Origin of the sequence: Novosphingobium sediminicola (genome assembly GCF_014196525.1) — a bacterium.
In the GTDB taxonomy this organism is placed as follows: domain Bacteria; phylum Pseudomonadota; class Alphaproteobacteria; order Sphingomonadales; family Sphingomonadaceae; genus Novosphingobium; species Novosphingobium sediminicola.
In genome coordinates, this window is record NZ_JACIDX010000004.1 from 33,763 (window position 1) to 60,364 (window position 26,602).

The following is a 26,602-nucleotide window of genomic DNA, read 5'->3' on the forward strand; positions in this document are numbered from 1 at the left end:
AGGCCCAGGCGCGATGCAGTTCGGTCGCCCTTACCTTCTCCTTCGTCGTCGCCGGACTGATCGCCGCGCTGGCCCTGCCCATGGCCCATGCTTATCATCAGCCCGCGCTGGCCCCGATGCTGCTGATCATTGCGGGCTCTTATCTCTTTGTGCCGCTGGCGGTGGTGCCGATGGCGCTGATGGCCCGCACGATGAGCTTCCGCTGCCACTTCAGCGTCAATGTCGGCGGCGCTCTGGCGCAGGGCATCGTCGCACTTACGCTGGCGGCGATGGGGTTTTCCGCCTTTGCTTTGGCCTGGGCCACGCTGGCCAATGGCGCGGCGCGCGGGATCATTGCGCAATGGATGCGTCCGGCCCTGCCATGGCCCTTGCGTTTCGACGGCGTCAAACCCATCGTCACCACCGGTTCGCGCCTCACCTTCCTTTATGGCTGGGGGGCGCTGGGCACGCGCACGCCCGACATGATTGTGGGCAAACTGCTCGGCCTGCTGGCGGTAGGCCTCTACAGCCGGGCGACCAGCCTATCCGATCAGTTCCGTATGTTGATGTCGGGCGCCATCGGCAGCGTGTTCTTCCCCGCGTTTGCCCGCATCCGTGATCGCGGTGATCCGCTGGGCCCGGCCTATGCGCGGGTGATCGCGGGTTATACGGCGATCATCTGGCCCGGCATGGCGGGACTGGCGCTGGCAGCCGCTCCGGTGGTGCGCCTCCTTTACGGCGCAAAGTGGATGGCGGTCGCTCCGCTGCTCTCGACCATTTCATTGACCGAGATCTTTCTGGTGATGCTGCCGATGCATACCGACCTGTCCATCCTGATGGGGCGCACCAACCGGCTGATCGGGCTTTACATGGTCGATACGGCCGTCTCGCTCAGCCTGCTGGCCGCAGGATCACTGTTGTGGGGCACGCAGGGCGCAGCATTTTCACGGTTGATCTATGGTGCCTTCTGGGTGCTGCTCTATGGCCGATTCATCCATGGCATCGCGGGTTTCAATGTCCGCGCGGTGATACTTATCTATGCCAAAAGCGCCATTGCCTGCCTTGCAGCATTGGCTCCGCTGGTGCTGACCTATCTGCTCTGGGCGGGGCCCTATGTGATTTCCACGGGCTTGCTTTTTGCCAATGTTGCGCTGGGCGGCGGCCTGTGGCTGGCCGCGATGATAGGCCTGCACCACCCGGCGCTCGATGACCTGATCGGACTTGTTGCCCATTTGCCCGGTGGCCGAAAAATCCACCCTTTGCTGCGCACAATGGTGCGGGTCTGACCCCCTTCGCACTGGCCAAGGCTGCAGCATAGGCGTATAACTCATACATTAGACGACATAAGCCGCATATGCAGGAGAGAATGGCCATGGCTCTGACCGCCATCGCCCTGGCCCTTGCGCTGGCCAGCACCAGCGCCGAGGGTGCGGGTGCTATTGATTTGCCGGTTGCACGTCCCGCATCAGGCCCCATCGAAACCATCGCCGCCAAATCCGACGATTATAACCGCATGACCGTGCCGGTCACCGTGCGGGAGCACGGGCCATTCCGCTTTATGGTCGACACCGGGGCGCAGCGCACCGTCCTTACGGACATGGTCGCCGCGCGACTGGGCGTAACCGGCACGGAGCAGGCGCAGGTGACCGGCGTTGCCGGAACCCGCGTGGTCAATGTGGTCAATGTCGACAAGCTCAAGCTGGGCCGCCGCAGTTGGGAGGGCAAGCAATTGCCCATACTGCTGGCCAATGATGTGGGCGCCGATGGGATTATCGGCCTCGACGGCCTTCAGGGCCAGCGCGTGATGATCGACTTTCGCCGCAACGAGGTGACGCTGATCGACCGGGTAAGCCGGGACCCAGCCGCCGATGGTTTCGAAATCGTGGTCGAGGCCAAGCGCCATAATGGCGAGCTGATCATGACCAATGCGGTCATTGATGGCGTCAAGGTCGACGTGGTGATCGACACCGGTTCCGATGTCAGCGTGGGCAACCGGGCCTTGCAAAAGGCGCTCGGCTCGCGGGTACAGGGCCACACCGAATTGCAAAGCGTGACCGGCCAGAGCATCCAGGCCGAATATGGCACCGCGCGGCAATTCTCGATCGACGGGTTCAAGGTCACCGGCATGCCCATCGCCTATACGGACTCGCCTTCGTTTGCGCTGATGGGGCTGGACCGGCGTCCGGCGCTGCTGCTGGGCATGCCCACGCTGCGCCTGTTCGACCGGATCGCGATTGATTTCGTGGCCAAGCGGGTGATGTTCGACATGCCCGCCGCCTCGATACCCAATTCTTGAATGAAGCGGCCATTGGCGTTTGACCGCTTCCCCCCTACATAGGCGGGCGATGCCTCCTGACCATTCCGCCTCGCCCGCCCCTTCCGCCAAGACGCCGCGCCATGATGGCTGGCAAACCTTGCGCCGGTTCCTGCCCTATCTGTGGCCCCATGACCGGCCCGATCTGCGGATGCGGATCGTGGCTGCGGTGGTCTTCATTCTGGCCTCCACCGCCACGCAGATGTCTTTGCCCTATTTTCTGAAATGGGCGATTGATGCGATGAATCTGACCGGCCCGCGGGTGATGACTGGGGCGATGCTCTTTGTCGTGGCCTATGCGGCGGGGCGCTTCGCCGGGGTTGCCTTCGACAATCTGCGCAACATCGTGTTCGAGCGCGTAGGGCAGGAAGCCACCCGCATTCTGGCCGAAAATGTGTTTTCCCGGCTGCATCAGCTCTCGCTGCGCTTTCACCTTGCCCGCCGCACCGGCGAGGTCACCAAGACCATCGAGCGCGGCACCAAGAGCATCGACACGATGCTCTATTTCATGCTGTTCAACATCGCGCCCACGGTGCTGCAACTGCTCATCGTCGCGGTGATCTTTCAGATCAACTTCGGCTGGGGGCTGGTGGCGGCAACTGCCTTCAGCATCGCGGCCTATATCTATGTCACGCGCAAGATCACCGAATGGCGCACGCATCTGCGCGAAAAGATGAACAAGCTGGACGGGCAGGCCCTGTCGCGCGCGGTCGATTCGCTGCTCAATTACGAGACGGTCAAATATTTCGCCGCCGAAAAGCGCGAGGAAGCCCGCTATTCGGCCGCCACAAGCGCCTATGCCGACGCCGCCACGCGCAGCGAGAACAGCCTTGGCATGCTCAACATCGCGCAGGGGCTGGTGGTCAATCTGCTGATGGCGGGGGCCACTGCCTATACGGTCTGGGGCTGGAGCAAGGGGGAGTACACCTCGGGCCAGCTCGTTTTCGTCCAGACCTATCTGACGCAATTGTTCCGCCCGCTCGACATGCTGGGCATGGTCTATCGCACGATCCGGCAGGGGTTGATCGACATGGCCGACATGTTCCGCCTGCTCGATACCGAACAGGAGGTGAAGGACAAGCCCGGCGCGCCCGCGCTGGTGGTGCATCGCCCCTCGGTGGTGTTTGAGGATGTGGTGTTCGGTTATGACCGCGACCGCACGATCCTGCGCGGCCTGTCGTTTGAGGTGCCGGCGGGCCATCATGTCGCGCTGGTCGGGCCATCGGGCGCGGGCAAGAGCACGATCGGCCGCCTGCTCTTTCGCTTCTATGATCCATGGTCAGGCCGCATCCTGATCGACGGACAGGACATTGCGGCGGTCTCGCAAACCTCGCTGCGCGCAGCCTTGGGCATCGTGCCGCAGGATTCGGTGCTGTTCAACGACACCATCGGCTATAACATCGGCTATGGCCACCCGACCGGCGAGGCCACACCCGCCCAGATCGAGGCCGCCGCGCATGCCGCCGCGCTCTCGGGCCTGATCGACCGCCTGCCCGCCCGTTTCGACACCGAAGTGGGCGAACGCGGGCTGAAACTGTCGGGCGGCGAGAAGCAGCGCGTGGCGATTGCACGCACGCTGGTCAAGAACCCGCCGATCCTTTTGCTAGACGAGGCCACCAGCGCGCTCGACACCCGGACCGAACAGGACATTCTGGCCACACTCCATGCCCTGTCAGAAAACCGCACCAGCCTGTCGATTGCCCACCGCCTGTCCACCATCGTCGATTCCGACTCCATTCTGGTGCTTCAGGACGGGCGGCTGGTCGAACAGGGCAACCATGCGCAATTGCTGCGGATGGACGGGCTCTATGCCGAAATGTGGGCGCGGCAAGCTAATGAGACTCAGGCCAATGAGACGAGCGAAGCGGTCGCCAACGCCGCCGAATGAAGAAAGGGCCGGATCAACCGGCCCTTTTTCGCATCAGATAACAACCTCGTGCCAGACCACCGCCTGCCCGACCTTCACACAGGCATTTTCCGCATCATAGGTCATCGTGGGCGAGCCATAGAGCCGCCACCCCTGCGTCAAGGCTTCGGACACGCGCTCGCAAAAGGCGCGGTCATCCTTGCCGGTCAGCAGGCGGTAGATCGGACGGTCGTCGGGGGTTTGATAGGTTTTATCACTCATCGGGCCGGTTTCCTGAAATAGGGCGGCGTAATCCCGCCGCCCCACATCCTTAAAGAATGAACTTCGACAGATCGGTGTCGTGCGCCAGATTATCCAGCCGCGCCTCGACATAGGCCTTGTCGATGGTGATCGTCTCGCCGCGCCGGTCCTCAGCCTCGAACGAGAGTTCCTCCAACAGTCGCTCCATCACCGTCTGCAAGCGACGAGCGCCGATATTCTCGACATTCTCGTTCACCTGCGCCGCCGTGCGGGCGATGGCATGCACGGCATCTGAGGTAAATTCGACCGAAACATCCTCGGTTTTCAGCAAGGCGCGATATTGCTCGACCAGATTGGCGCGCGTCTCGGCCAGAATGCGCACGAAATCCTCTTCCGACAGCGCCTTGAGCTCAACCCGGATCGGCAGGCGCCCCTGAAGCTCAGGCAGCATATCGCTGGGCTTGGCCACGTGAAACGCGCCGCTGGCGATGAAGAGCACATGGTCGGTCTTCATCGGGCCATATTTGGTGGCGATCGTCGTGCCCTCGATCAGCGGCAGCAGGTCGCGCTGCACACCTTCGCGACTGACCGAACCGCCGCGAACATCCGACACGGCGATCTTGTCGATCTCGTCGATAAACACGATGCCATTGGCCTCGGCATTGGCCAGAGCCACGCGGGCCACATCGTCCTGATCCATCCGCTTTTCGGATTCTTCATCCACCAGACGGTCCCACGCATCGGCCACGCGCATCTTGCGGCGCTTCAAAGGCTTGCCACCCATCGCCTTGCCCAGCATGTCGGACAGGTTGATCATGCCGATGCCACCGCCCATGCCGGGGATCTCCATCGGCGCGGAGGGCGAATCCTCGACCTCCACCTCGACCTCGACCTCATTCATCGCGCCTTCGTTCAAGCGCTGGCGGAAACTCTCACGGGTCGCCTCGCTGGCGCCATCGCCCACCAGCGCCTTGAGCAGCCGGTCCATCGCCGCCTTGCTGGCCGCCTCGCGCACAGCCTCGCGGCGGCGCGCCTTTTCCAGCCGGATCGCTTCCTCGGCCAGGTCGCGCCCGATCTGTTCGACATCGCGCCCGACATAGCCGACCTCGGTGAACTTGGTGGCTTCCACCTTTACAAAGGGCGCATCGGCCAGCTTGGCCAGACGGCGGCTGATCTCGGTCTTGCCGCAGCCCGTCGGCCCGATCATCAGTATGTTCTTGGGGCTCACCTCGTCGCGCAGATCCGCCGAGAGGTGCTGGCGCCGCCAGCGGTTGCGCAGGGCCACCGCCACCGCGCGCTTGGCGTCCTGCTGGCCGATGATATGTTCATCCAGCGCGCGCACGATCGCCTTGGGGGTCAGATTGTCATTCATAGGGGGTCAACCAATGCTCTCGACCGTCACCCGGTCATTGGTGAAAACGCAGATCTCGGCGGCGACAGCCATCGCGCGGCGGGCGATCTTTTCAGCATCCTCTTCGTAATCGGACACCGCCCGCGCAGCCGCCAGCGCATAATTGCCGCCCGAACCAATCGCGGTAATCGTCCCGCTCTCGGTCGCCTCAGGCTCCAGCACATCGCCATTGCCGGTCAGAACCAGCAAGGTTTCGGCATCGGCCACGATCATCAGAGCTTCGAGATTGCGCAGATATTTGTCGGTGCGCCAGTCCTTGGCCAGTTCCACCGCCGCGCGCAGCAATTGCCCGCGATGGGTTTCCAGCTTGCGCTCCAAACGCTCGAACAGGGTAAAGGCATCGGCGGTGGCGCCCGCGAAACCGGCGATGACTTTTCCGCCTTCGCCAATACGGCGCACCTTGCGCGCATTGGGCTTCATCACCGTATTGCCCATTGACACCTGACCATCGCCCGCGATGACGGTCTTGCCGCCCTTCTTCACGCCGACGATGGTTGTGCCATGCCACTGGATCAGCCCGTGGCCGGCTTTGCTGTTATCCATGAGAGGCATATGGGGGCGGGCCGGCATTTGTCCAGACCGCCCTGATGCCAAAGATCAGCTGCCGTTGGGACCGGGGCGACCACCGCCCGTACCGCCCTGACCGCCGCCCATGCCCGCCGCGCCCACGGTACCGATATTGCCAAACAGATCTTCAAGGAAGGTCCGCTTGCGGCCCAGCGTCGGGGTCAGATCCTTGTCGGGATTGAACCGGGCCACCTTTTCCATCCCCGCGCGATCAACGCCCAGCACATTGCCCTTGGCATCGAAACGCACGCGCAGGATCGTCTGCGCCGTCGGCTGCGGACGGCGGAAAGCCAGCTGCTTGGTGTCGGTGGCGATGTAATACCAGTCCTGATCGCCATATTGACTCGACAGGGTGGGACGGCCCAGCGTGCGCTCGACCGACATCTTGTTATCCACGCCCGGCAGCACTGAATCGACCAGCGCCGTATCGACAAAGAACCCGCGATGGTCGCGCACCGTGGTGCAGCCGCCAAGGCCCATCGCCGCCAGCGCCAGAGGCGCCAAAACGCCGATCTTTGCCAGCTTGCCCGAAACTGCCCGCATCCCGCTACTGCTCCATCTATGGCCCGGCCTTGCGCGGCGGGAATATTCCGCCAATCCGCATTGCCAAAGCCTCAAGTCCATGCTTACCGAAAAACGCCTTACGGCTCCTTGGCGGCCTGCGCAACTCTCGTTGCTATGCGCGCTTGGGGTCGGGCGATTGAATAATGGCTGAACGATAAAAGGAGCGGCTGCCAAGCGCCATGACCAGTGCTGCACAACAAAAGCCCTCGCTGTTTTCGCGCCTGTTTGGCGGCAAGAGCGATGATTACGCCGCGGTGCGTCCGCTCTGGCACGCGCTGGTCGCGGCGGCCCGTTCGCGCGAATGGTATGCCCCCGATGGCCGCCCCGGCATTGCCGATACGCTGGCGGGGCGATTCGATGCGATCACGCTGGTGCTTTCCCTCGCGCTGCTGCGCATGGAGGGCGTCGAGGAATTGCGCCTGCCCTCGGTGCGGCTGACCGAATTGTTTGTGACCGATATGGACGGGCAATTGCGCGAATCGGGCGTGGGCGATCTGGTCGTGGGCAAACATATCGGGCGGCTGATGAGCGTGCTGGGCGGGCGTCTTGGCGCCTATCGCACGGCGCTGGCGGGCGATGCCGATCTGGCCGCCGCGCTCGAACGCAATCTGACGCTGGCGCCCGGCGCCGATCTGGCCGCGCTGGCGCAGGGCGCGCGCGAACTGGCCGATCATCTGGCCGCGCTTGACGATACTGCGCTTTTGGAAGGAAGGATCGCCCTATGAGCGACACACCCGAATTTTCCCGCATTCTCGACATCCGCCATCTGGACGAGAAGCCGGTCGAACTGACCGCCACGATCGAGGAATGCAAGGCGCTGGCCAAGCGCTTTCACCTCGTCTCGATCGGCCATCTGCGCGCGAGCGTCACCATTGCCCGCGATGGGGCGATCATCCGCGCCAAGGGCACGCTGTCCTCGGATCTGGTGCAATCCTGCGCGATTTCGGCCGAGGATCTGCCGCAAAGGATCCGCGAGAAGCTGGACCTGCGCTTTGTGCCGGAAAGCGGCGTCGATGGTGGGCCGGATGAGGAAATCGAGCTGAGCGAGGAGGATTGCGACGACATCCCCTATGAAGGCGAGCGTTTCGATCTGGGCGAGGCGGTGGCGCAATCGCTGGCGCTGTCCATTGATCCCTTTGCCGAGGGGCCGGAAGCCGCCAAGGTGCGCGCGGCGGGCCTGTTGGGGCAGGAAAACCTCAGCCCCTTTGCGGCGCTCGAGGCTTTGAAGAAGAAATAAAAAGGGGGCCATCTGGCCCCCTTCGCTTTTGGTGCAACCTGAACGGCCCCGATCAGAACGGGATATCGTCGTCCAGATCTTCGCCATAACCGCCGCCCGAGGACGAGCCGCCGCCAAAGCCGCCGCCCGAACCGCCAGAAGTGCGGCCCCAGTCGCTGCCACCCGACGAGCCGCCGCCCGAACGACCGCCACCATAGGAAGATCCGCCCGAGGAAGCACCGCCCGAGGAGCCACCGCCCCAGTCGCCGCCCGAACGGCCACCGCCGCCCATGCCGCCGCCCTGACCGCCGCCCTGCGGGCCGTCCAGCATGGTCAGAGCGCCGCCCACGCCCACGCTGATCTCGGTGGTGTAACGGTCATTGCCGCTCTGATCCTGCCACTTGCGGGTGCGCAGCTGGCCTTCGATATAGACCTTGCTGCCCTTGCGCAGAAAACGCTCGGCCACGCCAACCAGGCCGTCCGAATTAAGGACCACCTGATGCCACTCGGTGCGCTCTTTGCGCTCTCCGGTGGTGCGGTCCTTCCAGCTTTCGCTGGTGGCGATGCGCAGATTGGCGATACGCCCGCCGTTCTGGAACGACTTGACCTCTGGATCGGCGCCCAGATTGCCGATCAGAATGACCTTGTTGACGCTGCCTGCCATGAAACCCTCTTAGCCTAGAACCCCAGCGCAATCGCGCTCCAATAGGTGATGCCCGCAAAGACATAGGCAAGCGCGAAGAGATAGGCCAGCATGAAGGCAGGCCATTTCCACCCATTTGTTTCACGCCGCGTCACGGCGATGGTGGAAATGCACTGCGGCGCGAAAACGAACCATGCCAGAAAGGCCAGCGCGGTGGGCAGGCTCCAGTGCTTTTGCAACTGGTCGGAAAGCTGATGCGCGGTGGTGTCATCGTCGCCCGCCGCCACGGCATAGGTGGTGGCCAGCGAGGACACCGCCACTTCGCGCGCCATCATCGAGGGGATCAGCGCCAGCGCAATGTCGCGGTTAAACCCGATGGGCTTCAACGCCACGGCCAATCCATTGGCGATATGCCCGGCGAACGAGGCATCGACCTGATCCTGCCCCTTTTGCGCCTGAGGAAAGTTGAGCAGCAGCCACAGGACGATGTTCACCTGAAGGATGATCGTGCCCGCGCGGCGCAGGAAGATCCAGCCGCGCTGAAACAGGCCCAGTCCCAGATCGCGCAGGCGGGGGAGCTGATATTTCGGCATTTCCATGATGAAGCCGCTGGCCGCGCCCTTCGTCACGGAACGGCGCAGGATCAGCGCCACCACCATCGCGCCCACGATGCCAAACACATAAAGCCCGAAAAGCACCAGCCCCTGTAGGCCCACCAAGCCCACCGGACGATTGGGAATAAACGCGGCAATAATCACCGCATAGACCGGCAGACGCGCCGAACAGGTCATCAACGGCGCGATCAGGATCGTGGTCAGCCGGTCCTTGGGATCGGTGATCGACCGCGTGGCCATGATGCCCGGCACCGCGCAGGCAAAGGAGGAAAGCAGCGGAATGAAGCTGCGCCCCGACAGGCCCACGCCCGCCATCATCCGGTCCATCAGGAAAGCCGCGCGGGCCATATAGCCGGTGGCTTCGAGCACGAGGATGAAGAAGAACAGGATGATGATCTGGGGCAGAAACACCACCACCGCGCCCACACCTGCCAGCACGCCATCGGTGATAAAATCGCGCAGCAGGCCTGTCGCCATCTCGGCCTTGACCCCATCGGAGATCAGCCCGACAAAACCTTCCAGCCCATCCTGCAAAGGCGCGGCCCAGGCAAACACCGCCTGAAACACCACGAACAGCAAGGCCAGCAGGAACACCGGCCCCAGCCATGGGTGCAGCAGGAAATCGTCCATACGCGAATGCAGGCGATGCTTGGCGCTTTCCGAAATGATCACGCCATCAGCAATGGAATGAGCCTCCATCCGCCGCTCGGCCATATCGAGGCGCGCGCGCGGATGGGGCGCATCACCCGCATGGCCCTCGGCCTGCGCAATCGCCTCGCCCAATTCGGCAAGGCCGCGCCGCCGCACCGCCACCGTCGGGATCACCGGCACGCCCAATGCATTGGACAGCGCCTTAGGGTCAAGCACCAGTCCATCACGCTCGGCCAGATCGATCATGTTGAGCGCGACCACCGTTGGCTTGCCCAGCGCGATCACTTCCTGCGCAAAGACCAGATGCTGTTCCAGATTGCTGGCATCCAGCACGATCACCAGCACATCGGGCGCAGGCTCTCCGGCCAGTTCGCCAAGGATCACCTTGCGGGTGACTTCCTCATCCGGGCTGGTGGCCTGCAAGCCATAAGAGCCGGGCAGGTCAGTCAATTCAATCGGCGCGCCATTGGGCAAAATCATTCGTCCCGCGCGCTTTTCAACCGTGACGCCGGGGTAATTGGCGATCTTCTGCCGCGCGCCGGTCAAGGCGTTGAACAGGGCGCTCTTGCCCGCATTGGGATTGCCGACCAGCGCGGCTTTGTGCCAGCGGCTCACAGCCCGTTTTCCAATACTGCCACCTGCATCGCGCGGGCATGGGCCCGGCGCAGCGCCACCGTCATGCGGCCAACGCGCAGGGCCAGCGGATCGGCCCCGCCAAACACGCCGCGATGCGACACTGACAATTTCGATCCAACGTCCACGCCCAGCGCCCGCAAGCGCAGCGCCTCTTCCTCGACAAGGGCAGCCCAATCGACGGCCACAATCCGGGCATTTTTCCCCACGGGCAGCTTGTCGAGCGTCATCACGGAATCTGGCATCGCGTTCATACTTCTGCGCTGCCAGAGTTCAGAGCAAATTGCAACTCACTCGCAATAACCGGGTAAGATTTATGATGCGCCGGGGAAGAAGGCCGGTGTCGGGCGTGACGCGGGTGCGTCACGCCAACATCAAAGACTCGCAGGATACCGCAAGCGGCCGAGCAGGCGAACCGGGCTGAAATGCATCGCGTCGCGGCGCAGCAACTGGCCCTTGATCTTCTCAAAACGCATCACCCCTTCGATGCGGCGGTCGAGGAAGGCCAGCGTCTCGGCCTTGTCCTCGCTCTCATCATTGGCGAAAACCGCCAATGTCGCCGCATAGATGCCTGCCAGCGTGGCGCGCTTGGTGTAATGATTGAAATCAACCGCCCGGTCGCCCGCCAGACGCCACATGGCATCCGCGCTCTGCCAGCCCAGCCGGGCCGCAGCCGCCAGATTGCGCGGCCGCGCCATGATCGCCTGAGCGCGGCGCAAGGATTCCTCCGCCCCGCCCAAGGCCGAGAGGCGGAAACGCACCAGCCGCGAAATCCGCTCGCGAATCGGCAATTTGGCCAGCTCCGCCGCAGGCAGCGCCTCGACCATCGCCAGATCGATCGAGGCGATCCATGCCGAGATCATCGCCATCGCGCCCTCATTAAAGGCATAAAGCGCGACATCGGCCGACACGCCCTTTTCCATCGCCGCGGCGCGCACCGCCTCCTCGCCCCAGCCGTCGAACACCGCCGCCCGCGCCACACCGGGCGCCAGCAAAACGCGCAATTCGTCGAGCGAGAGATTATCGGCCTGCATCATCATGCGCTCCTGCGTCAGAACGAAGGCCCATAGGTGTGAGCCTTGTTGTCAGTCTTCTTGGCGTTGGTATTGATCTCTTCGATCAGATTGTCGTTGCGCTCCAGCTTGGCATAGTCTCGCGCGGTACGGCCCGAACTGTCGGCACGGTCGGGGCTGGCGCCAGCCTTGAGCAACACACGCATCATCGTGACATCACGGCGATGCACCGCCGAAATCAGCGGGGTTTCGCCGGTCGAATTGGGTTCATCCACCCGCGCCCCGCCCGCGATCAGCAATTCCATGCCCTCCACAAAGCCGAGGTTGGCCGCCACCACCAGCGGGGTCTGGCCCTTGGCGTCGCGGACATTCGCATCGGCGCCCTTGCCCAGCAGGAAGCTGATCCATGTGGTGTCACGGCGCGCGGTGACGATATGCAGCGCGGTTTCGCCGGTGGAAACATCGCGCGTGTTGATGATCGTCGTGCCCGGTTCGGCCAGAGCGTCGGTGACCTCCTGCCCTTCCTTCTTCTTGACGCTTTCGAGGAACTTGTAGCTTTTCGAAAACTGGGCCTGCGCCGGGCCGGGCAAAGCAACGCCCATCGCCAGCGCCGCAAACAGCGCCACGCGCAGCTTGCGCCGATATGTGCCAGAGATCACTTCACTTCCTCCATAGCCGAATGCGCCGCCCTTAAAGCCTCATGGGCGCATCATCGCACCTTGCGCAAGGGCCTTTAGCAGAGCATGAACAGCCGCGCCATGATCAAGCCCTTTCGTATCCCACTTGCCGCCCTGATCGCGGGCGCGCTGTTGCTGTCGGGTTGCAAATCCGCGCCGTCTCCTTCCGATCCGCCGCTGGCGGGCGCCGCCATCGGCGGGCCGTTCACGCTGGTGAACAAGGATGGCAAGACGGTGCAATGGTCCGATTTCAAGGGCTTCTACCGGATCGTCTATTTCGGCTACACTTTCTGCCCCGATGCCTGCCCCACCGATGTGGCGGTGGCGATGCGCGGGCTGGACGCCTTTGCCAAGACCCATCCCAAAGAGGCCGACCGCATCCGCCCGATCTTCATCTCGATCGACCCGGCGCGCGACACGCCCAAGGTGGTGGGCGAATTTGCCGCCGCCTTCTCACCGCGCCTGATCGGGCTGACCGGAACCCCCGCGCAGGTAGATCAGGCAGCCAAGGCCTTTGCCGCCTATTATGCGCGCGGCAAGGAAACCTCGGGCGGATATCTGATGGATCACAGCCGCATCGCCTATTTGATGGGGCCGGATGGTCAGCCTATCTCGATGCTGCCCGTTGATAAAGGCCCGCAGGCCGTGGCGGAGGACCTGACCACATGGGTGAAATGAGAGACCGCTTCTGGGAACTCCCCCTCCACCGCCTGAGCAAGGCGGAATGGGAAGCGCTGTGCGACGGTTGCGGTCAGTGCTGTCTGCACAAGGTCGAGGATGAGGACAGCGGCGAAATCTTCATGACCAATGTGGCATGCAAGCTGCTCGATCTGCGCACGGGCCAGTGCAGCGATTACAAGAACCGCCGCGCCCATGTGCCCGATTGCATCCGCCTGACGCCCAAGAGCGTGCGGCAATTGAGCTGGCTGCCCGAAACCTGCGCCTATCGGCGGCGGGGCGAGGATCGGCCTTTGCCCGAATGGCATTACCTGCTGACCGGCGACCGCCAGAGCGTCCATGATGCCAAGGCCAGCGTCGCGGGCCGCGCGATCAGCGAAACCGTTGCGGGGCCGCTGCACCATCACATCATCTGGCCCGAAGGCATGGTGCCGATGGAGATCCTCGAAGAGGACGAAGACTGATGCTCGACTGGCTGCTGCGTGGCCAGAAAGAGGAGCATCCCTCGATCGAATTAAACGGCCGGCGCGTGCCGATCGCCATCCGTCGCCTGCCGCAATCGCGCCGCATGACCATGCGCCTCGCCCCCGATGGCAGCGAGGTGCGGATCGCCATGCCCAAATGGGGCCGAACGCAGGACGCGGTGGATTTCGCCAATCTGCGCGCCGACTGGCTGGCCGCGCAACTGGCGCGCCATACGCCCAAGGTGGAGCTGGCGCCGGGCGGGGTGATCCTGTTTGCCGGGGCGCCGCACCGGATTGCCCACAGCCCCGGATCGACCCGCCGCGTGGTCTGCGAAGGCGGCGTGATCCATCTGGGCGGCGCGCTCGATTCGCTCGCCCCCCGCCTCACCCGCTGGATACAGGCGCAGGCGCGCGAGCATTTTACTCAGGATCTGGCCTTTTATTGCGCCCGCGCCGGGGTGCCCGTGCCCCCGCTGGCGCTCTCGGGCGCGCAGGCACGCTGGGGCAGCTGTTCGGCGCGGGGCAGCGTGCGACTCAACTGGCGCCTGATGATGGCCCCCGATTCGGTACGCCGGGCGGTGGTTGCCCATGAAGTCACGCATCTGGTCCATTTCAACCATTCGCCCGCCTTCCACGCCCTGCTTGCCCAATTGTTTGAAGGCAGTATCGAGGAAACCAACCGCTGGCTCAAACGCCATGGGCGCTCGCTCTATACGCCGCTTGGCTGATCCGGGCGCATAGTGCTGGCGTAAGGCGCGATTCATCCCTATTTGCGTGACGTGATGGTTTTCAAACGCAAGAATTCGATGTGGTCCGATGTGTCGCCCACGGGCGCAGTGTCCGATTTCGTCTCGGTGTGGCGCTCGTCGGGGCGGCATCGGTGGCGCTTTGTGCTGGCCGCTTTCGTAGCCAGCGGCACTGTTCTCTCGTTGATTATCCGCGAGGAACATCGCGCGCCTCCACGCCTGCCCTCGATCACCTATATCAATAGCTGGCGCGCGGATCGCAGCGACGAGGAAATCAAGGCCAGCAACCTTGCCTTCCAGAAGATCAAGGATGACCGCCTGCGCGAACAGGCCGAGGCCGAGGAAGAGACGAAAAAGCTCTACCGTACGCTGGGCCGGATTTCGGGCATGGACGTGGACAAGATCGAACGCGATGCCGCAGCGCAACGCGCCGCCGAGGCCAAGGCCGCCGCTGCCGAGGTCGAACACGCCAAGGCCGTGCAGGCCGCCGCCGCAAAATAATGGTCGATAGCGCCGATCTGCGCTGGCTGGCCGCCGCCGCAAGGCTTTCCGCGCGGGCGCGGCCCTTGTCCCGGCCCAATCCGGGCGTGGGGGCAATTATTGTGCGCGATGACGTAGTTGTGTCGCGCGGTTGGACGCAGGGCGGCGGGCGGCCCCATGCCGAGGCGGTGGCGTTAAACGGCGTCGATGCGCGCGGGGCCACGATGTATGTCAGCCTCGAACCCTGCGCCCATGTTTCCTCGCGCGGCCCGGCCTGCGCGGATCTTGTGGCGGCATCGGGGCTAGCGCGGGTGGTGATCGGCTGCGGCGACCCTGATCCGCGCACGGCGGGCGCGGGCATCGCGCGGATTCGCGGCGCGGGCATCGCCGTCGAACAGGTCGATTGCCCCGCCTCGCGCGCCTCGCTGGCAGGCTATCTGGCCCAGCGGACACTGGGGCGGCCGCATGTGACGCTCAAGCTCGCAATGTCGCTCGACGGCTGCATCGCGCGGACTGATGGCGAGAGCCAGTGGATTACCGGGCCTGAGGCGCGCGCCCATACCCACGCGATGCGCGCGCAATCGGACGCGATTCTGGTGGGCGGCGAGACATTGCGGACGGACAATCCGCGCCTCGATGTGCGCCTGCCGGGGCTATCGGCACAGAGCCCCCGGCGTTTGGTTTTAACGCATGGCGAAGCGCCCGAAGGCTGGCAGGCAATCCCCTCGCCCGAGGCGATCCACGGGCTGCGCGATGACCTCTACCTCTTTGTCGAAGGCGGCGCCGGGGCGGCATCGGCTTTCCTGCGGGCCGGACTGGTGGACCGCCTGTTGCTCTATCGCGCGCCCATCCTGATCGGCGGGGGCAGACAGGGCATTGGCGATTATGGCCTTTCCGCTCTGGCGCAGGCGCATGACCGCTGGCACAAGACCGATCAACGCCAGCTTGGCAAGGACACGCTGGAAATCTATGAGGCAAACCCATGTTTACCGGCATTGTCACCGCTTTAGGCACCATCACGCAGGCCACGGGCACGCAGCACGTCCACGCCCGCATCGCCGCCCCCTTTGACCCCGAAGGCATCGCCATCGGCGCATCCATCGCCTGCTCGGGCGTCTGCCTGACCGTGGTGGACAAGGGTGGGGTCGCAGGCGATTCGTGGTTTGCCGTCGATATTTCGGGCGAAACCACCAGCCGCACCGTCGCGGGGCGCTGGGCTGAGGGCACGACGCTCAATCTCGAACCGGCGCTCAAGCTGGGCGATGAACTGGGCGGGCATATCGTTACCGGCCATGTCGACGGCGTGGGCCGCGTGGTCAGCATCAGCACGGTGGGCGATTCGATCCGCGTGATCATCGCCGCGCCCGCAGACCTTGCACCCTATATCGCGGAAAAAGGCTCGATCACCGTCGATGGCATCTCACTGACGGTGAATGACATTGCCGATCAGGCCGATGGCACCTGCCACTTTGCCCTCAACATCATCCCGCACACCGCCAAGGTCACCACCGCAGGCGAGTGGGCCGAGGGCGCTTCGGTCAATCTGGAGATTGATGTGTTGGCGCGGTATCTGAAGCGGATGCAGGCGTTGAAGGGGTGATTTTGAAGGGAGTTTAAATGCGAAGGCCTAGACCCTCGCGCTCCCGTTACTGTCTTTGTTGCGCCATGGGTTCGGCGTTAGGTGTCGGACGCTGCGTTAAAATTTAAAGCCTGCGGCGCCCATTCTCTGCGCCGCAGGCTTTTTAGAAACGAAAAGAGCGCCCCGTTTTCCAACGAAGCGCCCTTCCAGTAACGGGATTGCAAAGGGACCTAGTCCCTTTGCCCGCCGGAGGCATAACCCCCGAAATCCCAAATCAAGCCGTAACGTCAGCCACCGCCGCGATGAACTTGTCGATGTTGCCCATCGTCAGGCCCGCCACGTTGATACGGCCCGAACCGGCCATATAGACGCCGTGCTTTTCGCGCATGGCCAGCACCTGATCGCCATTGAGCGGAACGATCGAGAACAGGCCGTTCTGCGTGCCGAAGGGCGCGAAATCGACCGAGCCCTGAACGCCTGCGCCGCCCAGCTTGGCGCGCACTTCGTTCATGCGCGCACGCATCACGTCCAGCTCGTTCAGCCACGAAGCGGTCAGGCCTGCGTCCGAGAGGATCAGGCGAACCACCGCGCCGCCGTGATCGGGCGGCATCGACCAGGCCGCACGGGCCAGCGTGGCGCCGTTCGACAGCACGATGTTCACCGCATCGGCATTTTGCGCCAGCACATAGAGCGCGCCCACGCGGTCGCGGTAGTAGCCGAAGTTCTTGTCGCAGCTATAGGCGATCAGCGCTTCGGGCACTTCGGCCAGAACGCGGCGGATGCCATAGGCGTCTTCTTCCATGCCCTGACCCAGGCCCTGATAGGCAAGGTCGAGGATCGGCAGGATGCCCTTGGCCTTGATGAGGCCCGCGATTTCGTCCCATTCGGCGTCGGTGTAATCAATGCCGGTCGGGTTGTGGCAGCAGCCGTGCAGCATGATGGCATCGGTGGCTTCGGCCCCGGCAATCGCTTCGCGCAGGGAATCCATGTCGGCAACGCCAGCCTTGGTGGCGTGGTTGAAGCCCTTGATTTCGACGCCGACATCGGCGGCGATCTGGGCATGATTAGGCCAGCTGGGCGTGCCCATCAGGATGCGGCCAACACCGGCCTTCTTGGCCAGAGCCACGGCCAGACGTACCGCGCCCGTGCCGCCCGGGGCCTGCATCCCATCGATGCGGCCGTCCATGGTCGGGTTTGCAGCGCCAAACACATAGGGCATCAGCGCATGGACAAAGCCCATGTCGCCTTCGGGGCCCAGATAGGCTTTGGAATCCTGCGTATCGAGCAGCAGCTTTTCAGCCGCCTTCACCGATTCGAACACGGGCGTGGCGCCCGTATCGGTACGATAGACACCCACGCCGAGGTCAATCTTGTCCTCGCGGGGGTCCGCATTGTGGAGCTTGATCAGCGCCAGAAGCGCGTCGGCGGGCTGTTGCTTGAGATTGTTGAGCATAGTGGCCGCGCCTTTACCCCCACGCGCCGGTGGGGGCAAGGGCGTATCGCCACGAATCGGCGCTTAGAGCGGGTTCCAGTTCTGCTTTTTCGAGAACTTCATATATCCGCCATTGATGCCCAACCGCAGCCCGACCCCCATGCGCACCGGAATCAGCACTACATCGCCGCGCCGCAGATAAGAAACATTGAAGCCTCCCACCATATAGGCCTGCCCCTCGCCCGCGCCAAAGCGGTGATAGAGGTCTTCGGTGTTGTAGAGATTATAGACCAGCACGAAAGTGTTGGCGGCATTGGCACCCGCGTCAAAGCCGATCGAGGGACCCGCCCAATAGGCCGGACGCTGCCCCTCGATCTTGTGATAAAGCGTGCCCGAACCATAGCGCAGGCCAAGTGCAAAGGCGCCGCCCGCCTCACGCCCGACGATATAGCCGTTCGGCTCGCCCTGCTTTTTCAGAATATCCTGAATGATCTGGGCCAGCCCCTTGGCGCCCTTGCCGAACACGCCTTCGGCCGCGCCGATCAGGTCGTCCTGATGATAGGTCCGCCCATCGGCGGGCGATGCGGGCGCTGCAGCCGGTGCGACAGGCTGGGCTGCGGCAGGCGCGGCCGGAGCATAGGTCGCACCACCCGCCGGCGGCGCATAGGCGGGCGCGGGCGCTGCCGGGGCATCGGGCCGGACCAGATCGGAATCGATCGGCGGGTTGCTCTGCGCATGGGCTACCGGCGTCAGAATCATCATGCTCAACGCCACCAGAGCGCCCATCCTTGCGCCATGGCCAGCCATACGGTTCGGCTTCATCGCTTCATTCCTCTCATCGCGGCAGGCCCAGTCTATCGCCCGCCGGCCTTGTGGACAATCCGGCCTTCCCTTGCGCAAGTCGGCAGGCGACAGGCCGAGTCGGATATGCGGCAAAACGTGGCCGGGCCTGCATTGCTGGAGGCTGAAGCGATTTTGCGCCAGCGGTAAATGAACGGCCTGCGCGCTGTTTCCCCAGCGAATAAAAAGAAATCATTCTACCCCCTTGCCGGTTCGAAATACCCCCGCTATAGGCCGCCTTCGCCGCTGCGATCCGGAGACGTGGGTGAGTGGCTGAAACCAGCGGTTTGCTAAACCGTCGAGCCCTTAAGGGGGCTCCCCGGGTTCGAATCCCGGCGTCTCCGCCATCACTGGCCCGATATTCGGGCGCCGGAATTCCGGCCTTGGTGGCGCCTTTGCATGATAGTTGAATTCTCGATCCGGCACGCCTCTGCGGGTGCCTGCGTTGTCCTGCTCCATACTTTATCGCGCGTCGGAAAGTTGATCGCCCACTGCGTCAAATGGATCAGGCTCGATCAAAATCAACCGATATACATCATCATAGAACAACAAATCGGGGAGGATGGATCGCATCCTGCAATGGTCGTTTACGGCCTGCAAAGTCATGCGCCCAAATCGCATGAAGCGATCCGTTCAAAACCCCGAAATAAGAATGACGATATTTCGGGAGGTATTGTATCGTGAGCAAGAATATCACCACCATGCGCAGCATCTTTATGGCCGGAGCCGCCATGGGGCTCGCCATTCCAGCCCTTTTCTGCGCCCAACAGGCCAATGCTCAACAGGCAGAAAAGGGCTTGGGCGAAATCGTGGTCACCGCGCAAAAGCGTGAGGAAAAAGCCCAGAACGTCCCCATCGCGCTGACAGCTCTGGGCACGGCCGAGTTGAAGGCCACGGGCATCACCGATACGCAAAGCCTGCGCGCGGCGGTTCCTGCTCTTAACGTCACTGTGGCGGCGGGCGGCTATGCCCTGCCCCGCATTCGCGGCATCGGCGCCACGGGTCAGGGACCGGGCATCGAAAACCCGGTCGCGGTCTATGTCGACGGCGTCTATTACGGTGCCTCCTTCGGCGTGCTGCAATCGCTGTTCGACGCAAAGCAGGTGACGGTCCTCAAAGGCCCGCAAGGCACGCTGTTCGGCCGCAACGCCACCGGCGGCCTGATCCAGATCACCACCCAAGGCCCCAGCAAGACCTGGACCGGCAAGGCCGAGGTCAGCTATGGCAATTACGAGACGATGAATGGCGCGGCCTATCTCTCGGGGCCGCTGACCGAAAATCTGGCCTTCTCGGTTTCCGGCCAATATGAAAACCGCGACAAGGGCTGGGGCAAGAATCTGTTCACCGGCAAGGACATCAACAGCGGCGAACAATATGTGATGCGCGGCAAGCTGCAATGGCAGCCCGGCCCCGACACCAACATCCTCGCTTCGATCGACAGCAACGGCCGCAACAGTTCCGAACCCGCCTTCCGCAATTTCACGCTCAACACGCTGGGCCAGAATGTGACGAGCCAGATCGTCGCGCTGGGCGGCAATCCGAACACCGATATTTATGCCGATGTCGATCCGGTGCTGCGCACCCGCCAGAGCGGCGGCGGCCTGACCATCGAACAGGGCCTTGGCGGGGTGAAGGTCAAGAGCGTGACCGCCTATCGCAAATCGACCATCCGCGGCTATTTCGACCCCGATGGCACCACCCAGCCCCAGTTGCGCATCGACAACAACCAGTATGACCGCCAGTTGACCCAGGAAGTGAACCTGATGTCGAACGGCGGGGGCAAGCTGCAATGGGTGCTGGGCGGCTTCTATATGTGGAATTCGGCCGGGACCGAGCCGGGCCGCACCACCGGCACCCGCGTGTTTGGCGGCAATGGCTATACCGACAATATCAACAATGTCCGCCTGACCTCGCTCTCGGGCTTTGCCGAGGGCACCTATGCCTTCGATCCCAACACCCATCTGGTGGCGGGCATCCGCTATACCCATGACCAGCGCACGCTGACCGCGCAGGTCAATTCCTATAATGGCGCGACCAGCACCACCACCATCGGCGCGCCCGTCAGCGATGCCCATACGTTCAACAAGGCGACGTGGCGCCTCTCGGTCGATCACCGCTTCTCGCCCGAAGTCATGGTCTATGCCAGCTATAACCGCGGCTTCCGCTCCGGCACCTATATCGCGCAGGCCTTTACGGCCGGTTCGGCCCCGCTGCTCAACCCCGAAGAGGTCGATGCCTATGAAATCGGCGCCAAGACCGACCTGTTCGACCGCCGGGTGCGCCTGAATGTCGCGGGCTTCTATTATGACGAGAAGAACATTCAGGTGATGCAGGTCATCTCCGGGGTTCAGAATGTCTATAATGCCAAGGGTGCGCGGATTTACGGTCTGGACGCCGATATCAACTGGCGCGTGACCGATCATCTGCGGCTGTTCGGCGGGGTCAACCTGACGCATGCCCGCTATACCAGCTTTACCGATGCCGTCCTTTCCACCCCCTATCCGGTGGCATCGGGCTTCAACATCGCCAACCTGACCTATGTGAACAGCAAGACCGGGGCCACCATGGCCAACACAGCTTGCCTTGGCACGTTCGGTTCGCCCGCCGCGCAATTGGGCGGCAATTGCCTCTATTACGGCGACGCCTCGGGCCACAAATTGCAGAACACGCCCGACATCACTTTCAGCCTTGGCGGCTCGTATGAGCTGGGCAAATTCACGCTGGCGGGCAATGTCTATTACAATGGCGGCTATGTCGGCTCGCCCGACGAGCGCGTGACGCAGGCGCAATACACACTGGTCGATGGCTCGCTGACCTATCGGCCCAATGACCGGGTCTATGCCCGCCTGTGGGGCCGCAATCTGGGCAATGCCTTCTATCGCACCCAGATCGGCGCCTCGAACAGCGGCGACAACGGCACCTATGGCGCCCCGCGCACCTATGGCGTCACGCTGGGCTTTGAATATTGATGATGCGACAGGCCGGGCTCACCCCCCGGCCTGTTTCCCTTTATGGCACCAGCACGGTGTCGAGCGGCGGCTCAACCGTCTTGGGGTAATCCAGCGTATAATGCAGGCCCCGGCTCTCGTGCCGCTTGAGCGCTGAACGCACGATCAGATCCGCGCTCTGCAGCAGGTTGCGCAATTCGATCAGATCGGTGGTCACGCGGAAGTGGCCGTAATAGTCATCCACCTCGTCAAACAGCAACTTGATGCGATGGGCCGCGCGCTCCAGCCGTTTGGTGCTGCGCACGATGCCCACGTAATTCCACATGAAGCGGCGGATCTCGGTCCAGTTCTGCTTGATGATGACTTCTTCATCCGAATCCGAAACCCGGCTCTCGTCCCACGCGCGGATCGCGGGGGGCGCATCGAATTCGTCCCAGCGCGCCAGAATATCAGCGGCCGAAGCATCGCCGAACACCAGGCATTCCAGCAAGGAATTGGACGCCAGACGATTCGCCCCATGCAAGCCGCTCTCTGCACATTCCCCGGCGGCATAGAGGCCGGGCAGATCGGTATGCCCATCCAGATCGGTAACGACCCCGCCGCAGGTGTAATGCTGGGCCGGAACGACCGGGATCGGCTCTTTCGTCATATCGATGCCCAGCGAGAGCAGCTTTTCATGGATATTGGGGAAATGCTCGCGCACAAAATCGGCGGGCTTGTGGCTGATGTCCAGATGGACGAAATCGAGGCCGTATTTCTTGATCTCGCTGTCGATGGCGCGGGCCACGACATCGCGCGGGGCCAGTTCGAGGCGTTCATCATAATCGGGCATGAAGCGCTTGCCCGTGCGCGGGTTGATCAGACGCCCGCCCTCGCCGCGCACCGCCTCGGTGATGAGGAAGTTCTTGACCTCCAGATTATAGAGGCAGGTGGGGTGAAACTGCATCATCTCCATGTTTGAAACGCGCGCGCCCGCGCGCCACGCCATGGCGATGCCGTCGCCCGTGGCCCCGCGCGGAGCGGTGGAGAACTGATAGACGCGGCCTGCGCCCCCGGTGGCCAGAATGGTGGCGCGCCCGACATGAGCCTCGACCTTGCCGCTGGCCTCATCCAGCGCATAGACGCCCCACACCCGGCCCGAACCGGAATAGCGCATCTCATGCCGCCCGGTGATGAGATCAATGCAGCTCTGTCCGGGCAGCAGCGTGATGTTGGGATGGGCCTCTGCGGCGCGGATCAGCGCTTCCTGCACCGCCCAGCCGGTGGCGTCGGCCACATGGGCGATGCGGCGATGCGAATGGCCGCCCTCGCGATGCAGATGCAGATGATCGCCCTCGGTGTTGAACGGCACGCCCAGATCGGCCAGTCGGCCAATCGCCAGCGGCGCACGTTCGACCACATATTCGACCGTATCGAGCCGGTTCAGCCCCGCGCCCGCAACCATCGTGTCGCGGATATGATCCTCAAACGTATCGCCCGCATCCAGCACGGCGGCAATCCCGCCCTGCGCCCATGCGGTTGATCCCCCCGTCAGCGTGCCCTTGGCCAGCACCAGCACCTTCAACCGCTGAGCCAGAGAGAGGGCGGCGGTCAAACCGGCAGCGCCCGAACCGATCACGATCACATCAGCATTCATAAGCCATTCCAAACAGGGCCGCTGCCTCATGGGCAGGCGGCACGCGATTCGCGGCCTCGCTTTGCGCCCAAAGGGCCGATTTGGAAAGCAGGCAACGCAACGAAACCGTCATTTTCGCCAAAGAGGGGCGGATATGGTTAAACGCATAAGAAAAAAGAGAAAGTATTTGCAAAATGGGTCAAGCAATTGCTTTTCCCCCGTCAGATTTAGGTATATGCACGTAATTGGATCGAAGATTACATGATTTTACCTGACAAGGTCAGCAGGCGTTTCCTACGAATTCGCCTGCCGTTGACCTGCGCCTGGATGGGGTCGTTACAATGAAACTCGACTTGCCTTTGTGTCTGTTCAACCGCCATGCTCCGCGCCGAAGCAGGGTCAAATGGGACGGGCTTAATTTTGTCGGCGCGTGCCGCTTTTGCAAAAAGCCCATTCGCCGGATGGATAAAGGCCGCTGGGTTCAGGATCAGATGGAAAGCACGACCTCTTCCACATCATCGGACATCTAAGGACGCCGGGGGCAGCAGCCTGCCCCCGCAATCATATCGCCTAGATGATCTGAGTTTACGTGGTCTGGGCCTGAGTGGTCAGGCTGACAAAGACATCCTCCAGATCGGCCTCACGCGTGGTGACATCGACAATGGCCATGCCCTGCGCCTGCACCGCACCAAGGATTTCGCCCGCGTTGGTCTTGTCCTTGTCATAGGTGATTTCGATAATATCGGGGGCCACCGCTGCGCATTTCACAAAAGCAGGATGGCCGGGCAGCGTATCGATCGGCTTTTCAAGCGTAAGCACAACGATCTTTTCACGCGCCATATCGACCAGTTCGCGGGTCGGCTTGTTTGCAATCAGCTCACCATGGTTGATGATGGCGATGCGGTCGCACAATTCCTCGGCTTCCTCCAGGTAATGCGTGGTCAGCACCACCGTCACCCCTTCATCATTGAGCCGCTTGACCAGTTCCCAAAGCTGGCGGCGCAGTTCCACGTCCACGCCCGCCGTCGGCTCGTCCAGCACCAGCACCGGGGGCTGATGCACCATCGCCTTGGCCACCAGCAGGCGCCGCTTCATGCCGCCTGACAGCGTGCGGGCATAGGCCTTGGCCTTGTCCGACAGATGCACATCGGCCAACAATTGTTCGGACAGACGCTCGGCCTTGGGAATGCCGTAGAGGCCCGCAGTGTTCTCCAGCACCTCATAGGGGGTAAAGAACGGGTCGAACACGATTTCCTGCGGCACGATGCCGATGGCGCGACTGGCGTTGCGCCGGTCGTGGTCAATGTCAAAGCCCCAGATCGAGACGGTGCCGCTGGTCTTGCGCACCATGCCCGCCATGATGTTGATCATGGTCGATTTGCCCGCGCCATTGGGGCCCAGCAGACCAAAAATCTGCCCCTGCGGCACATCGAGCGAAACGCCTTTCAGCGCCAGCTTGCCCTCACCGTTACCGGCGGGCGCATAGCGTTTGACAAGATTGCGGATCGAGATGGCGGGGGCGTCAGACTGGCTCATGCGCGCTGCTTAACCCCCTGACGCCATACGCGCAACAGCGCTTAACCTACAGAGCGCACCAGTTCGGGCAGCCGATGTTCGGCCCAGCGATAGACCGCCGAGCGCCGCTCCAGCGCGCGCATCATCGCCGCCGGATAGACCTCGTTCACCAATTGGGCAAAGGTCTTGTTCCAACTGAACCGCTGCACCACATGGTTGCGCGCAGCAGCCCCCATCGCGCGATAATCGCCGCGCCACAGCGCCTGAACATGATCGGCCATCGCGGCGGCATCATCCACCGGCCCCAGCCGCCCCAGACCCATCGGCACGCGCGCGGGCATCGCCCCGCTGGCCACGCCCACAACGGGCAAGCCGCTGGCCTGCGCCTCGATCACCGAAATGCCGAAAGTCTCATCCGCCATGGCCGAAACATAAATGTCCGAAGACGCCAGCGCGACCGCCAGTGCATCCCGATCATCGACAAAGCCGGGCAGCGCCACAGCCAGCCCGCGCGTCTCGCGAATCAGCCGATCCCGCAATTTGCCGTCGCCCAGCATGACCATCGCCGCGCCCATTTCGGGCGGCAGGCGGCGGAACATTTCCACCAGCCGATGCGCGCGCTTCTCATTGTCGATGCGCCCGGCATAGATCAGCAGCGGTCCATGGCCCGCCAGACCCAGCTTTTCGCGGAAATGGGGATCGCGCCGCGCCGGGCTGAACTGATCAGTATCCACGCCCAGCGAGAGCACATCGACATGGCCGATGCCCCATTGCGCCAGCTGATCGCGCACCGGATCGTTGAGCGCATAGAGCCGGTCGAACGCGCCATAGGTCTTTTGCGCATAGGCCACGCCGATCGAACGCAGGCCATCGGCCATGCGGCGGCCAAAGAGCTGCTCGCCCACGCGGTGAATATGCACATTGGGAAAATCGGTGTGATAGCCGGCAACCAACGCGGTTTCAGGATGGGCACGGCGATAGTTGATCGCCGTCCATGGCAAAACCCACGGACAAAGCGATTCGATCACATCGGGCCGGAAATGTTCAAGCACTTCGCGCACCGCGCCGGTGCGCAGGATGAAGCGGTAATTGGGGCTGCCGCGCACCTGTTCGGCGCCGACCTCAACCCAGATATGGCGCCCGGATTCGACCACGCGATCCTCCGGGCCGGGCACGATCTGGATCAGCCGGTGGCCGGTCTGCTCCAGAATATAACGTCGCTTTTCACGTAGATAGGTGCTGACCCCGCCGCCGCCGACGGGTGCATAAGACTGGGTAAGGTCACAAATCAACATTTCTCGATGGGCATGACGCATGCTTATTCGACCTCACCTATGCGGCCGCCCTTCCGTGCCGAAAGACACAGACAGGCAACCCATCAGCGGCGAGGAATGACCCCAGCATCGGCCTCGCACGCTTACTTACGCAAAATTCGGCCCCGTGCGCCCACCCTTAACGGGGTTCATGCAGTTTGGCAAAGGAGATAAATCACGCAAAGCCAAGTAACAAATTGTCTTAAGGAGCCGGGCCGGCTGATGTCGGGGTAAATCGCGCGGGCTGTTTTCCGTGTCAACAAACACGCCCGCGGGCTCTGGAAATCGCGCGAAACTCCTGCTAGTGGCCTTGACCCATGAGCGACCAGCCCGAAACCGTCACCGTTCACACCACCCGCGTTCATTGCGATGGCGCCGAAGCGATCCGCACCGATGGCACGTTCAAGCCCTCGGCGCTGGGTCACCCGCGCGTCTATCTCGAAATCGACGAGCGTGGCTTCGTGGACTGCCCCTATTGCGACAAGCGCTTTGTGCTGGATCAGGCGCACGCGCACCATTGATGCGACCGGCATCGGCGTGACAAGTGCCGCGCCCTTGGTGAGATAACCGTCGCTGTGCCATTGCGCGGCGGCGGCATCGGTC

The 26,602-nt window shown here is 63.0% G+C and carries 28 protein-coding genes and 1 tRNA gene (1 of these 29 cut by a window edge); 15 read left to right on the top strand and 14 right to left on the bottom strand.

Annotation, left to right across the window (positions count from 1 at the left end; all coding sequences use genetic code 11):
- The 3 genes from GGR38_RS06070 to GGR38_RS06080 form a co-directional block, all read left to right on the top strand.
- Positions 1 to 1,265 carry the 3' portion of an oligosaccharide flippase family protein gene (locus tag GGR38_RS06070; protein ID WP_343059004.1) on the top strand. The gene continues 259 nt to the left of window position 1, outside the view, so only the last 1,265 of its 1,524 coding nucleotides appear in the window; the start codon falls outside the window, past its left edge; its stop codon occupies positions 1,263 to 1,265.
- A gap of 86 nt (positions 1,266 to 1,351) precedes the next feature.
- Positions 1,352 to 2,275: a retroviral-like aspartic protease family protein gene (locus tag GGR38_RS06075; RefSeq protein WP_183623693.1), complete on the top strand. Its 924-nt coding sequence runs from the start codon at positions 1,352 to 1,354 to the stop codon at positions 2,273 to 2,275.
- 49 nt (positions 2,276 to 2,324) lie between these two features.
- Positions 2,325 to 4,181 (top strand): ABCB family ABC transporter ATP-binding protein/permease, encoded by a 1,857-nt coding sequence (locus tag GGR38_RS06080; RefSeq protein WP_183623695.1) that lies wholly within the window; start codon positions 2,325 to 2,327, stop codon positions 4,179 to 4,181.
- 33 nt (positions 4,182 to 4,214) lie between these two features.
- Here GGR38_RS06080 and GGR38_RS06085 read toward each other — a convergent pair whose 3' ends face one another.
- The 4 genes from GGR38_RS06085 to GGR38_RS06100 are packed head-to-tail and all read right to left on the bottom strand — an operon-like array spanning position 4,215 to position 6,921.
- Positions 4,215 to 4,421, bottom strand: coding sequence for a DUF1737 domain-containing protein (locus GGR38_RS06085; protein WP_183623697.1), 207 nt, complete (start codon positions 4,419 to 4,421; stop codon positions 4,215 to 4,217).
- Positions 4,422 to 4,470: 49 nt separating this feature from the next.
- Positions 4,471 to 5,772, bottom strand: coding sequence for an ATP-dependent protease ATPase subunit HslU (gene hslU, locus GGR38_RS06090; protein ID WP_183623699.1), 1,302 nt, complete (start codon positions 5,770 to 5,772; stop codon positions 4,471 to 4,473).
- A gap of 6 nt (positions 5,773 to 5,778) precedes the next feature.
- Entirely contained in the window at positions 5,779 to 6,354 is a 576-nt protein-coding gene (gene hslV, locus GGR38_RS06095) for an ATP-dependent protease subunit HslV (protein WP_281379369.1), read from the bottom strand.
- Positions 6,355 to 6,408: 54 nt separating this feature from the next.
- The gene (locus GGR38_RS06100; protein ID WP_172339390.1) at positions 6,409 to 6,921 is read right to left on the bottom strand and encodes an outer membrane protein assembly factor BamE; all 513 of its coding nucleotides are present in this window, start codon (positions 6,919 to 6,921) and stop codon (positions 6,409 to 6,411) included.
- 200 nt (positions 6,922 to 7,121) lie between these two features.
- On the opposite strand from GGR38_RS06100, the gene GGR38_RS06105 reads away from it, so the two are divergent.
- Both GGR38_RS06105 and GGR38_RS06110 read left to right on the top strand, forming a co-directional pair.
- Positions 7,122 to 7,667 carry a ubiquinol-cytochrome C chaperone family protein gene (locus GGR38_RS06105; protein ID WP_183623701.1) on the top strand — a complete coding sequence of 182 codons (546 nt, stop codon included), beginning with the start codon at positions 7,122 to 7,124 and terminating at the stop codon, positions 7,665 to 7,667.
- On the top strand, positions 7,664 to 8,179 hold the full coding sequence (locus GGR38_RS06110; protein WP_183623703.1) for a YceD family protein: 516 nt from the start codon (positions 7,664 to 7,666) through the stop codon (positions 8,177 to 8,179). Before GGR38_RS06105 ends, GGR38_RS06110 begins: the two co-directional genes overlap by 4 nt.
- 52 nt (positions 8,180 to 8,231) lie before the next feature.
- Here GGR38_RS06110 and ssb read toward each other — a convergent pair whose 3' ends face one another.
- The 5 genes from ssb to GGR38_RS06135 form a co-directional block, all read right to left on the bottom strand.
- Positions 8,232 to 8,822, bottom strand: a complete 591-nt coding sequence (gene ssb, locus GGR38_RS06115) for a single-stranded DNA-binding protein (protein WP_183623705.1) — start codon at positions 8,820 to 8,822, stop codon at positions 8,232 to 8,234.
- A gap of 14 nt (positions 8,823 to 8,836) precedes the next feature.
- Positions 8,837 to 10,681, bottom strand: coding sequence for a FeoB small GTPase domain-containing protein (gene feoB / locus GGR38_RS06120; protein ID WP_183623707.1), 1,845 nt, complete (start codon positions 10,679 to 10,681; stop codon positions 8,837 to 8,839).
- Positions 10,678 to 10,929 carry a FeoA family protein gene (locus GGR38_RS06125; protein WP_183624079.1) on the bottom strand — a complete coding sequence of 84 codons (252 nt, stop codon included), beginning with the start codon at positions 10,927 to 10,929 and terminating at the stop codon, positions 10,678 to 10,680. The genes feoB and GGR38_RS06125 overlap by 4 nt, the downstream gene beginning before the upstream one ends.
- A 144-nt stretch (positions 10,930 to 11,073) precedes the next feature.
- On the bottom strand, positions 11,074 to 11,739 hold the full coding sequence (locus GGR38_RS06130) for a COQ9 family protein (RefSeq protein ID WP_183623710.1): 666 nt from the start codon (positions 11,737 to 11,739) through the stop codon (positions 11,074 to 11,076).
- 11 nt (positions 11,740 to 11,750) lie between these two features.
- Positions 11,751 to 12,371 carry an ankyrin repeat domain-containing protein gene (locus GGR38_RS06135; protein ID WP_343059006.1) on the bottom strand — a complete coding sequence of 207 codons (621 nt, stop codon included), beginning with the start codon at positions 12,369 to 12,371 and terminating at the stop codon, positions 11,751 to 11,753.
- An 84-nt stretch (positions 12,372 to 12,455) separates the two neighbouring features.
- Between GGR38_RS06135 and GGR38_RS06140 the strand changes: the two genes are divergently transcribed.
- From GGR38_RS06140 to GGR38_RS06165, 6 genes are read left to right on the top strand one after another with little or no spacing between them, the layout of a single operon-like run.
- On the top strand, positions 12,456 to 13,067 hold the full coding sequence (locus GGR38_RS06140) for an SCO family protein (RefSeq protein WP_183623712.1): 612 nt from the start codon (positions 12,456 to 12,458) through the stop codon (positions 13,065 to 13,067).
- The gene (locus GGR38_RS06145) at positions 13,055 to 13,531 is read left to right on the top strand and encodes a YcgN family cysteine cluster protein (protein ID WP_183623714.1); all 477 of its coding nucleotides are present in this window, start codon (positions 13,055 to 13,057) and stop codon (positions 13,529 to 13,531) included. The genes GGR38_RS06140 and GGR38_RS06145 overlap by 13 nt, the downstream gene beginning before the upstream one ends.
- Complete coding sequence (locus GGR38_RS06150) at positions 13,531 to 14,259, top strand: M48 family metallopeptidase (RefSeq protein WP_183623716.1); 729 nt, start codon at positions 13,531 to 13,533, stop codon at positions 14,257 to 14,259. The genes GGR38_RS06145 and GGR38_RS06150 overlap by 1 nt, the downstream gene beginning before the upstream one ends.
- 54 nt (positions 14,260 to 14,313) lie before the next feature.
- Positions 14,314 to 14,778: a hypothetical protein gene (locus GGR38_RS06155; protein ID WP_183623718.1), complete on the top strand. Its 465-nt coding sequence runs from the start codon at positions 14,314 to 14,316 to the stop codon at positions 14,776 to 14,778.
- The gene (gene ribD / locus GGR38_RS06160; protein WP_183623720.1) at positions 14,778 to 15,767 is read left to right on the top strand and encodes a bifunctional diaminohydroxyphosphoribosylaminopyrimidine deaminase/5-amino-6-(5-phosphoribosylamino)uracil reductase RibD; all 990 of its coding nucleotides are present in this window, start codon (positions 14,778 to 14,780) and stop codon (positions 15,765 to 15,767) included. The genes GGR38_RS06155 and ribD overlap by 1 nt, the downstream gene beginning before the upstream one ends.
- A complete protein-coding gene (locus tag GGR38_RS06165; protein ID WP_183623722.1) occupies positions 15,740 to 16,357 on the top strand; it encodes a riboflavin synthase in 618 nt (205 codons plus the stop codon). The genes ribD and GGR38_RS06165 overlap by 28 nt, the downstream gene beginning before the upstream one ends.
- A gap of 253 nt (positions 16,358 to 16,610) precedes the next feature.
- Here GGR38_RS06165 and GGR38_RS06170 read toward each other — a convergent pair whose 3' ends face one another.
- Together GGR38_RS06170 and GGR38_RS06175 are read right to left on the bottom strand one after the other, a co-directional pair.
- Positions 16,611 to 17,789: an amino acid aminotransferase gene (locus GGR38_RS06170; protein WP_183623724.1), complete on the bottom strand. Its 1,179-nt coding sequence runs from the start codon at positions 17,787 to 17,789 to the stop codon at positions 16,611 to 16,613.
- A gap of 63 nt (positions 17,790 to 17,852) precedes the next feature.
- Complete coding sequence (locus GGR38_RS06175) at positions 17,853 to 18,590, bottom strand: DUF1134 domain-containing protein (protein ID WP_183623726.1); 738 nt, start codon at positions 18,588 to 18,590, stop codon at positions 17,853 to 17,855.
- 273 nt (positions 18,591 to 18,863) lie between these two features.
- Between GGR38_RS06175 and GGR38_RS06180 the strand changes: the two genes are divergently transcribed.
- The 3 genes from GGR38_RS06180 to GGR38_RS06190 all read left to right on the top strand — a co-directional run bounded on the left by GGR38_RS06180 (position 18,864) and on the right by GGR38_RS06190 (position 21,577).
- Positions 18,864 to 18,955 (top strand) — tRNA-Ser (locus tag GGR38_RS06180).
- A 52-nt stretch (positions 18,956 to 19,007) separates the two neighbouring features.
- Positions 19,008 to 19,292 (top strand): hypothetical protein, encoded by a 285-nt coding sequence (locus GGR38_RS06185; protein WP_183623728.1) that lies wholly within the window; start codon positions 19,008 to 19,010, stop codon positions 19,290 to 19,292.
- Entirely contained in the window at positions 19,289 to 21,577 is a 2,289-nt protein-coding gene (locus tag GGR38_RS06190; RefSeq protein WP_183623730.1) for a TonB-dependent receptor domain-containing protein, read from the top strand. The genes GGR38_RS06185 and GGR38_RS06190 overlap by 4 nt, the downstream gene beginning before the upstream one ends.
- Before the next feature lie 40 nt (positions 21,578 to 21,617).
- On the opposite strand, the gene nadB is transcribed toward GGR38_RS06190, so the two are convergent.
- From nadB to GGR38_RS06205, 3 genes are all read right to left on the bottom strand, one after another.
- Positions 21,618 to 23,192 (bottom strand): L-aspartate oxidase, encoded by a 1,575-nt coding sequence (gene nadB / locus GGR38_RS06195; RefSeq protein ID WP_183623732.1) that lies wholly within the window; start codon positions 23,190 to 23,192, stop codon positions 21,618 to 21,620.
- Between the two features lie 564 nt (positions 23,193 to 23,756).
- A complete protein-coding gene (locus tag GGR38_RS06200; protein WP_183623734.1) occupies positions 23,757 to 24,707 on the bottom strand; it encodes an ABC transporter ATP-binding protein in 951 nt (316 codons plus the stop codon).
- Positions 24,708 to 24,748: 41 nt separating this feature from the next.
- Positions 24,749 to 26,002, bottom strand: a complete 1,254-nt coding sequence (locus tag GGR38_RS06205; RefSeq protein ID WP_183623736.1) for a glycosyltransferase — start codon at positions 26,000 to 26,002, stop codon at positions 24,749 to 24,751.
- Positions 26,003 to 26,316: 314 nt separating this feature from the next.
- Between GGR38_RS06205 and GGR38_RS06210 the strand changes: the two genes are divergently transcribed.
- Positions 26,317 to 26,520 carry a zinc-finger domain-containing protein gene (locus GGR38_RS06210; protein WP_168603085.1) on the top strand — a complete coding sequence of 68 codons (204 nt, stop codon included), beginning with the start codon at positions 26,317 to 26,319 and terminating at the stop codon, positions 26,518 to 26,520.
- Positions 26,521 to 26,602: the final 82 nt, after the last annotated feature.

Bases quoted from the DNA above. Each gene is read 5' to 3' on its own strand.
- GGR38_RS06085 (WP_183623697.1), bottom strand. From the start codon at position 4,421: ATGAGTGATAAAACCTATCAAACCCCCGACGACCGTCCGATCTACCGC.
- GGR38_RS06150 (WP_183623716.1), top strand. From the start codon at position 13,531: ATGCTCGACTGGCTGCTGCGTGGCCAGAAAGAGGAGCATCCCTCGATC.
- GGR38_RS06200 (WP_183623734.1), bottom strand. From the start codon at position 24,707: ATGAGCCAGTCTGACGCCCCCGCCATCTCGATCCGCAATCTTGTCAAA.
- GGR38_RS06145 (WP_183623714.1), top strand. From the start codon at position 13,055: ATGGGTGAAATGAGAGACCGCTTCTGGGAACTCCCCCTCCACCGCCTG.
- GGR38_RS06165 (WP_183623722.1), top strand. From the start codon at position 15,740: ATGTTTACCGGCATTGTCACCGCTTTAGGCACCATCACGCAGGCCACG.
- GGR38_RS06075 (WP_183623693.1), top strand. From the start codon at position 1,352: ATGGCTCTGACCGCCATCGCCCTGGCCCTTGCGCTGGCCAGCACCAGC.
- hslU (WP_183623699.1), bottom strand. From the start codon at position 5,772: ATGAATGACAATCTGACCCCCAAGGCGATCGTGCGCGCGCTGGATGAA.
- GGR38_RS06125 (WP_183624079.1), bottom strand. From the start codon at position 10,929: ATGACGCTCGACAAGCTGCCCGTGGGGAAAAATGCCCGGATTGTGGCC.
- ribD (WP_183623720.1), top strand. From the start codon at position 14,778: ATGGTCGATAGCGCCGATCTGCGCTGGCTGGCCGCCGCCGCAAGGCTT.
- GGR38_RS06205 (WP_183623736.1), bottom strand. From the start codon at position 26,002: ATGCGTCATGCCCATCGAGAAATGTTGATTTGTGACCTTACCCAGTCT.
- GGR38_RS06170 (WP_183623724.1), bottom strand. From the start codon at position 17,789: ATGCTCAACAATCTCAAGCAACAGCCCGCCGACGCGCTTCTGGCGCTG.
- hslV (WP_281379369.1), bottom strand. From the start codon at position 6,354: ATGGATAACAGCAAAGCCGGCCACGGGCTGATCCAGTGGCATGGCACA.
- GGR38_RS06130 (WP_183623710.1), bottom strand. From the start codon at position 11,739: ATGATGATGCAGGCCGATAATCTCTCGCTCGACGAATTGCGCGTTTTG.
- GGR38_RS06110 (WP_183623703.1), top strand. From the start codon at position 7,664: ATGAGCGACACACCCGAATTTTCCCGCATTCTCGACATCCGCCATCTG.
- ssb (WP_183623705.1), bottom strand. From the start codon at position 8,822: ATGGCAGGCAGCGTCAACAAGGTCATTCTGATCGGCAATCTGGGCGCC.
- GGR38_RS06175 (WP_183623726.1), bottom strand. From the start codon at position 18,590: ATGAAGCCGAACCGTATGGCTGGCCATGGCGCAAGGATGGGCGCTCTG.
- GGR38_RS06140 (WP_183623712.1), top strand. From the start codon at position 12,456: ATGAACAGCCGCGCCATGATCAAGCCCTTTCGTATCCCACTTGCCGCC.
- GGR38_RS06100 (WP_172339390.1), bottom strand. From the start codon at position 6,921: ATGCGGGCAGTTTCGGGCAAGCTGGCAAAGATCGGCGTTTTGGCGCCT.
- nadB (WP_183623732.1), bottom strand. From the start codon at position 23,192: ATGAATGCTGATGTGATCGTGATCGGTTCGGGCGCTGCCGGTTTGACC.
- GGR38_RS06185 (WP_183623728.1), top strand. From the start codon at position 19,008: ATGATAGTTGAATTCTCGATCCGGCACGCCTCTGCGGGTGCCTGCGTT.
- GGR38_RS06155 (WP_183623718.1), top strand. From the start codon at position 14,314: ATGGTTTTCAAACGCAAGAATTCGATGTGGTCCGATGTGTCGCCCACG.
- GGR38_RS06210 (WP_168603085.1), top strand. From the start codon at position 26,317: ATGAGCGACCAGCCCGAAACCGTCACCGTTCACACCACCCGCGTTCAT.
- GGR38_RS06080 (WP_183623695.1), top strand. From the start codon at position 2,325: ATGCCTCCTGACCATTCCGCCTCGCCCGCCCCTTCCGCCAAGACGCCG.
- GGR38_RS06105 (WP_183623701.1), top strand. From the start codon at position 7,122: ATGACCAGTGCTGCACAACAAAAGCCCTCGCTGTTTTCGCGCCTGTTT.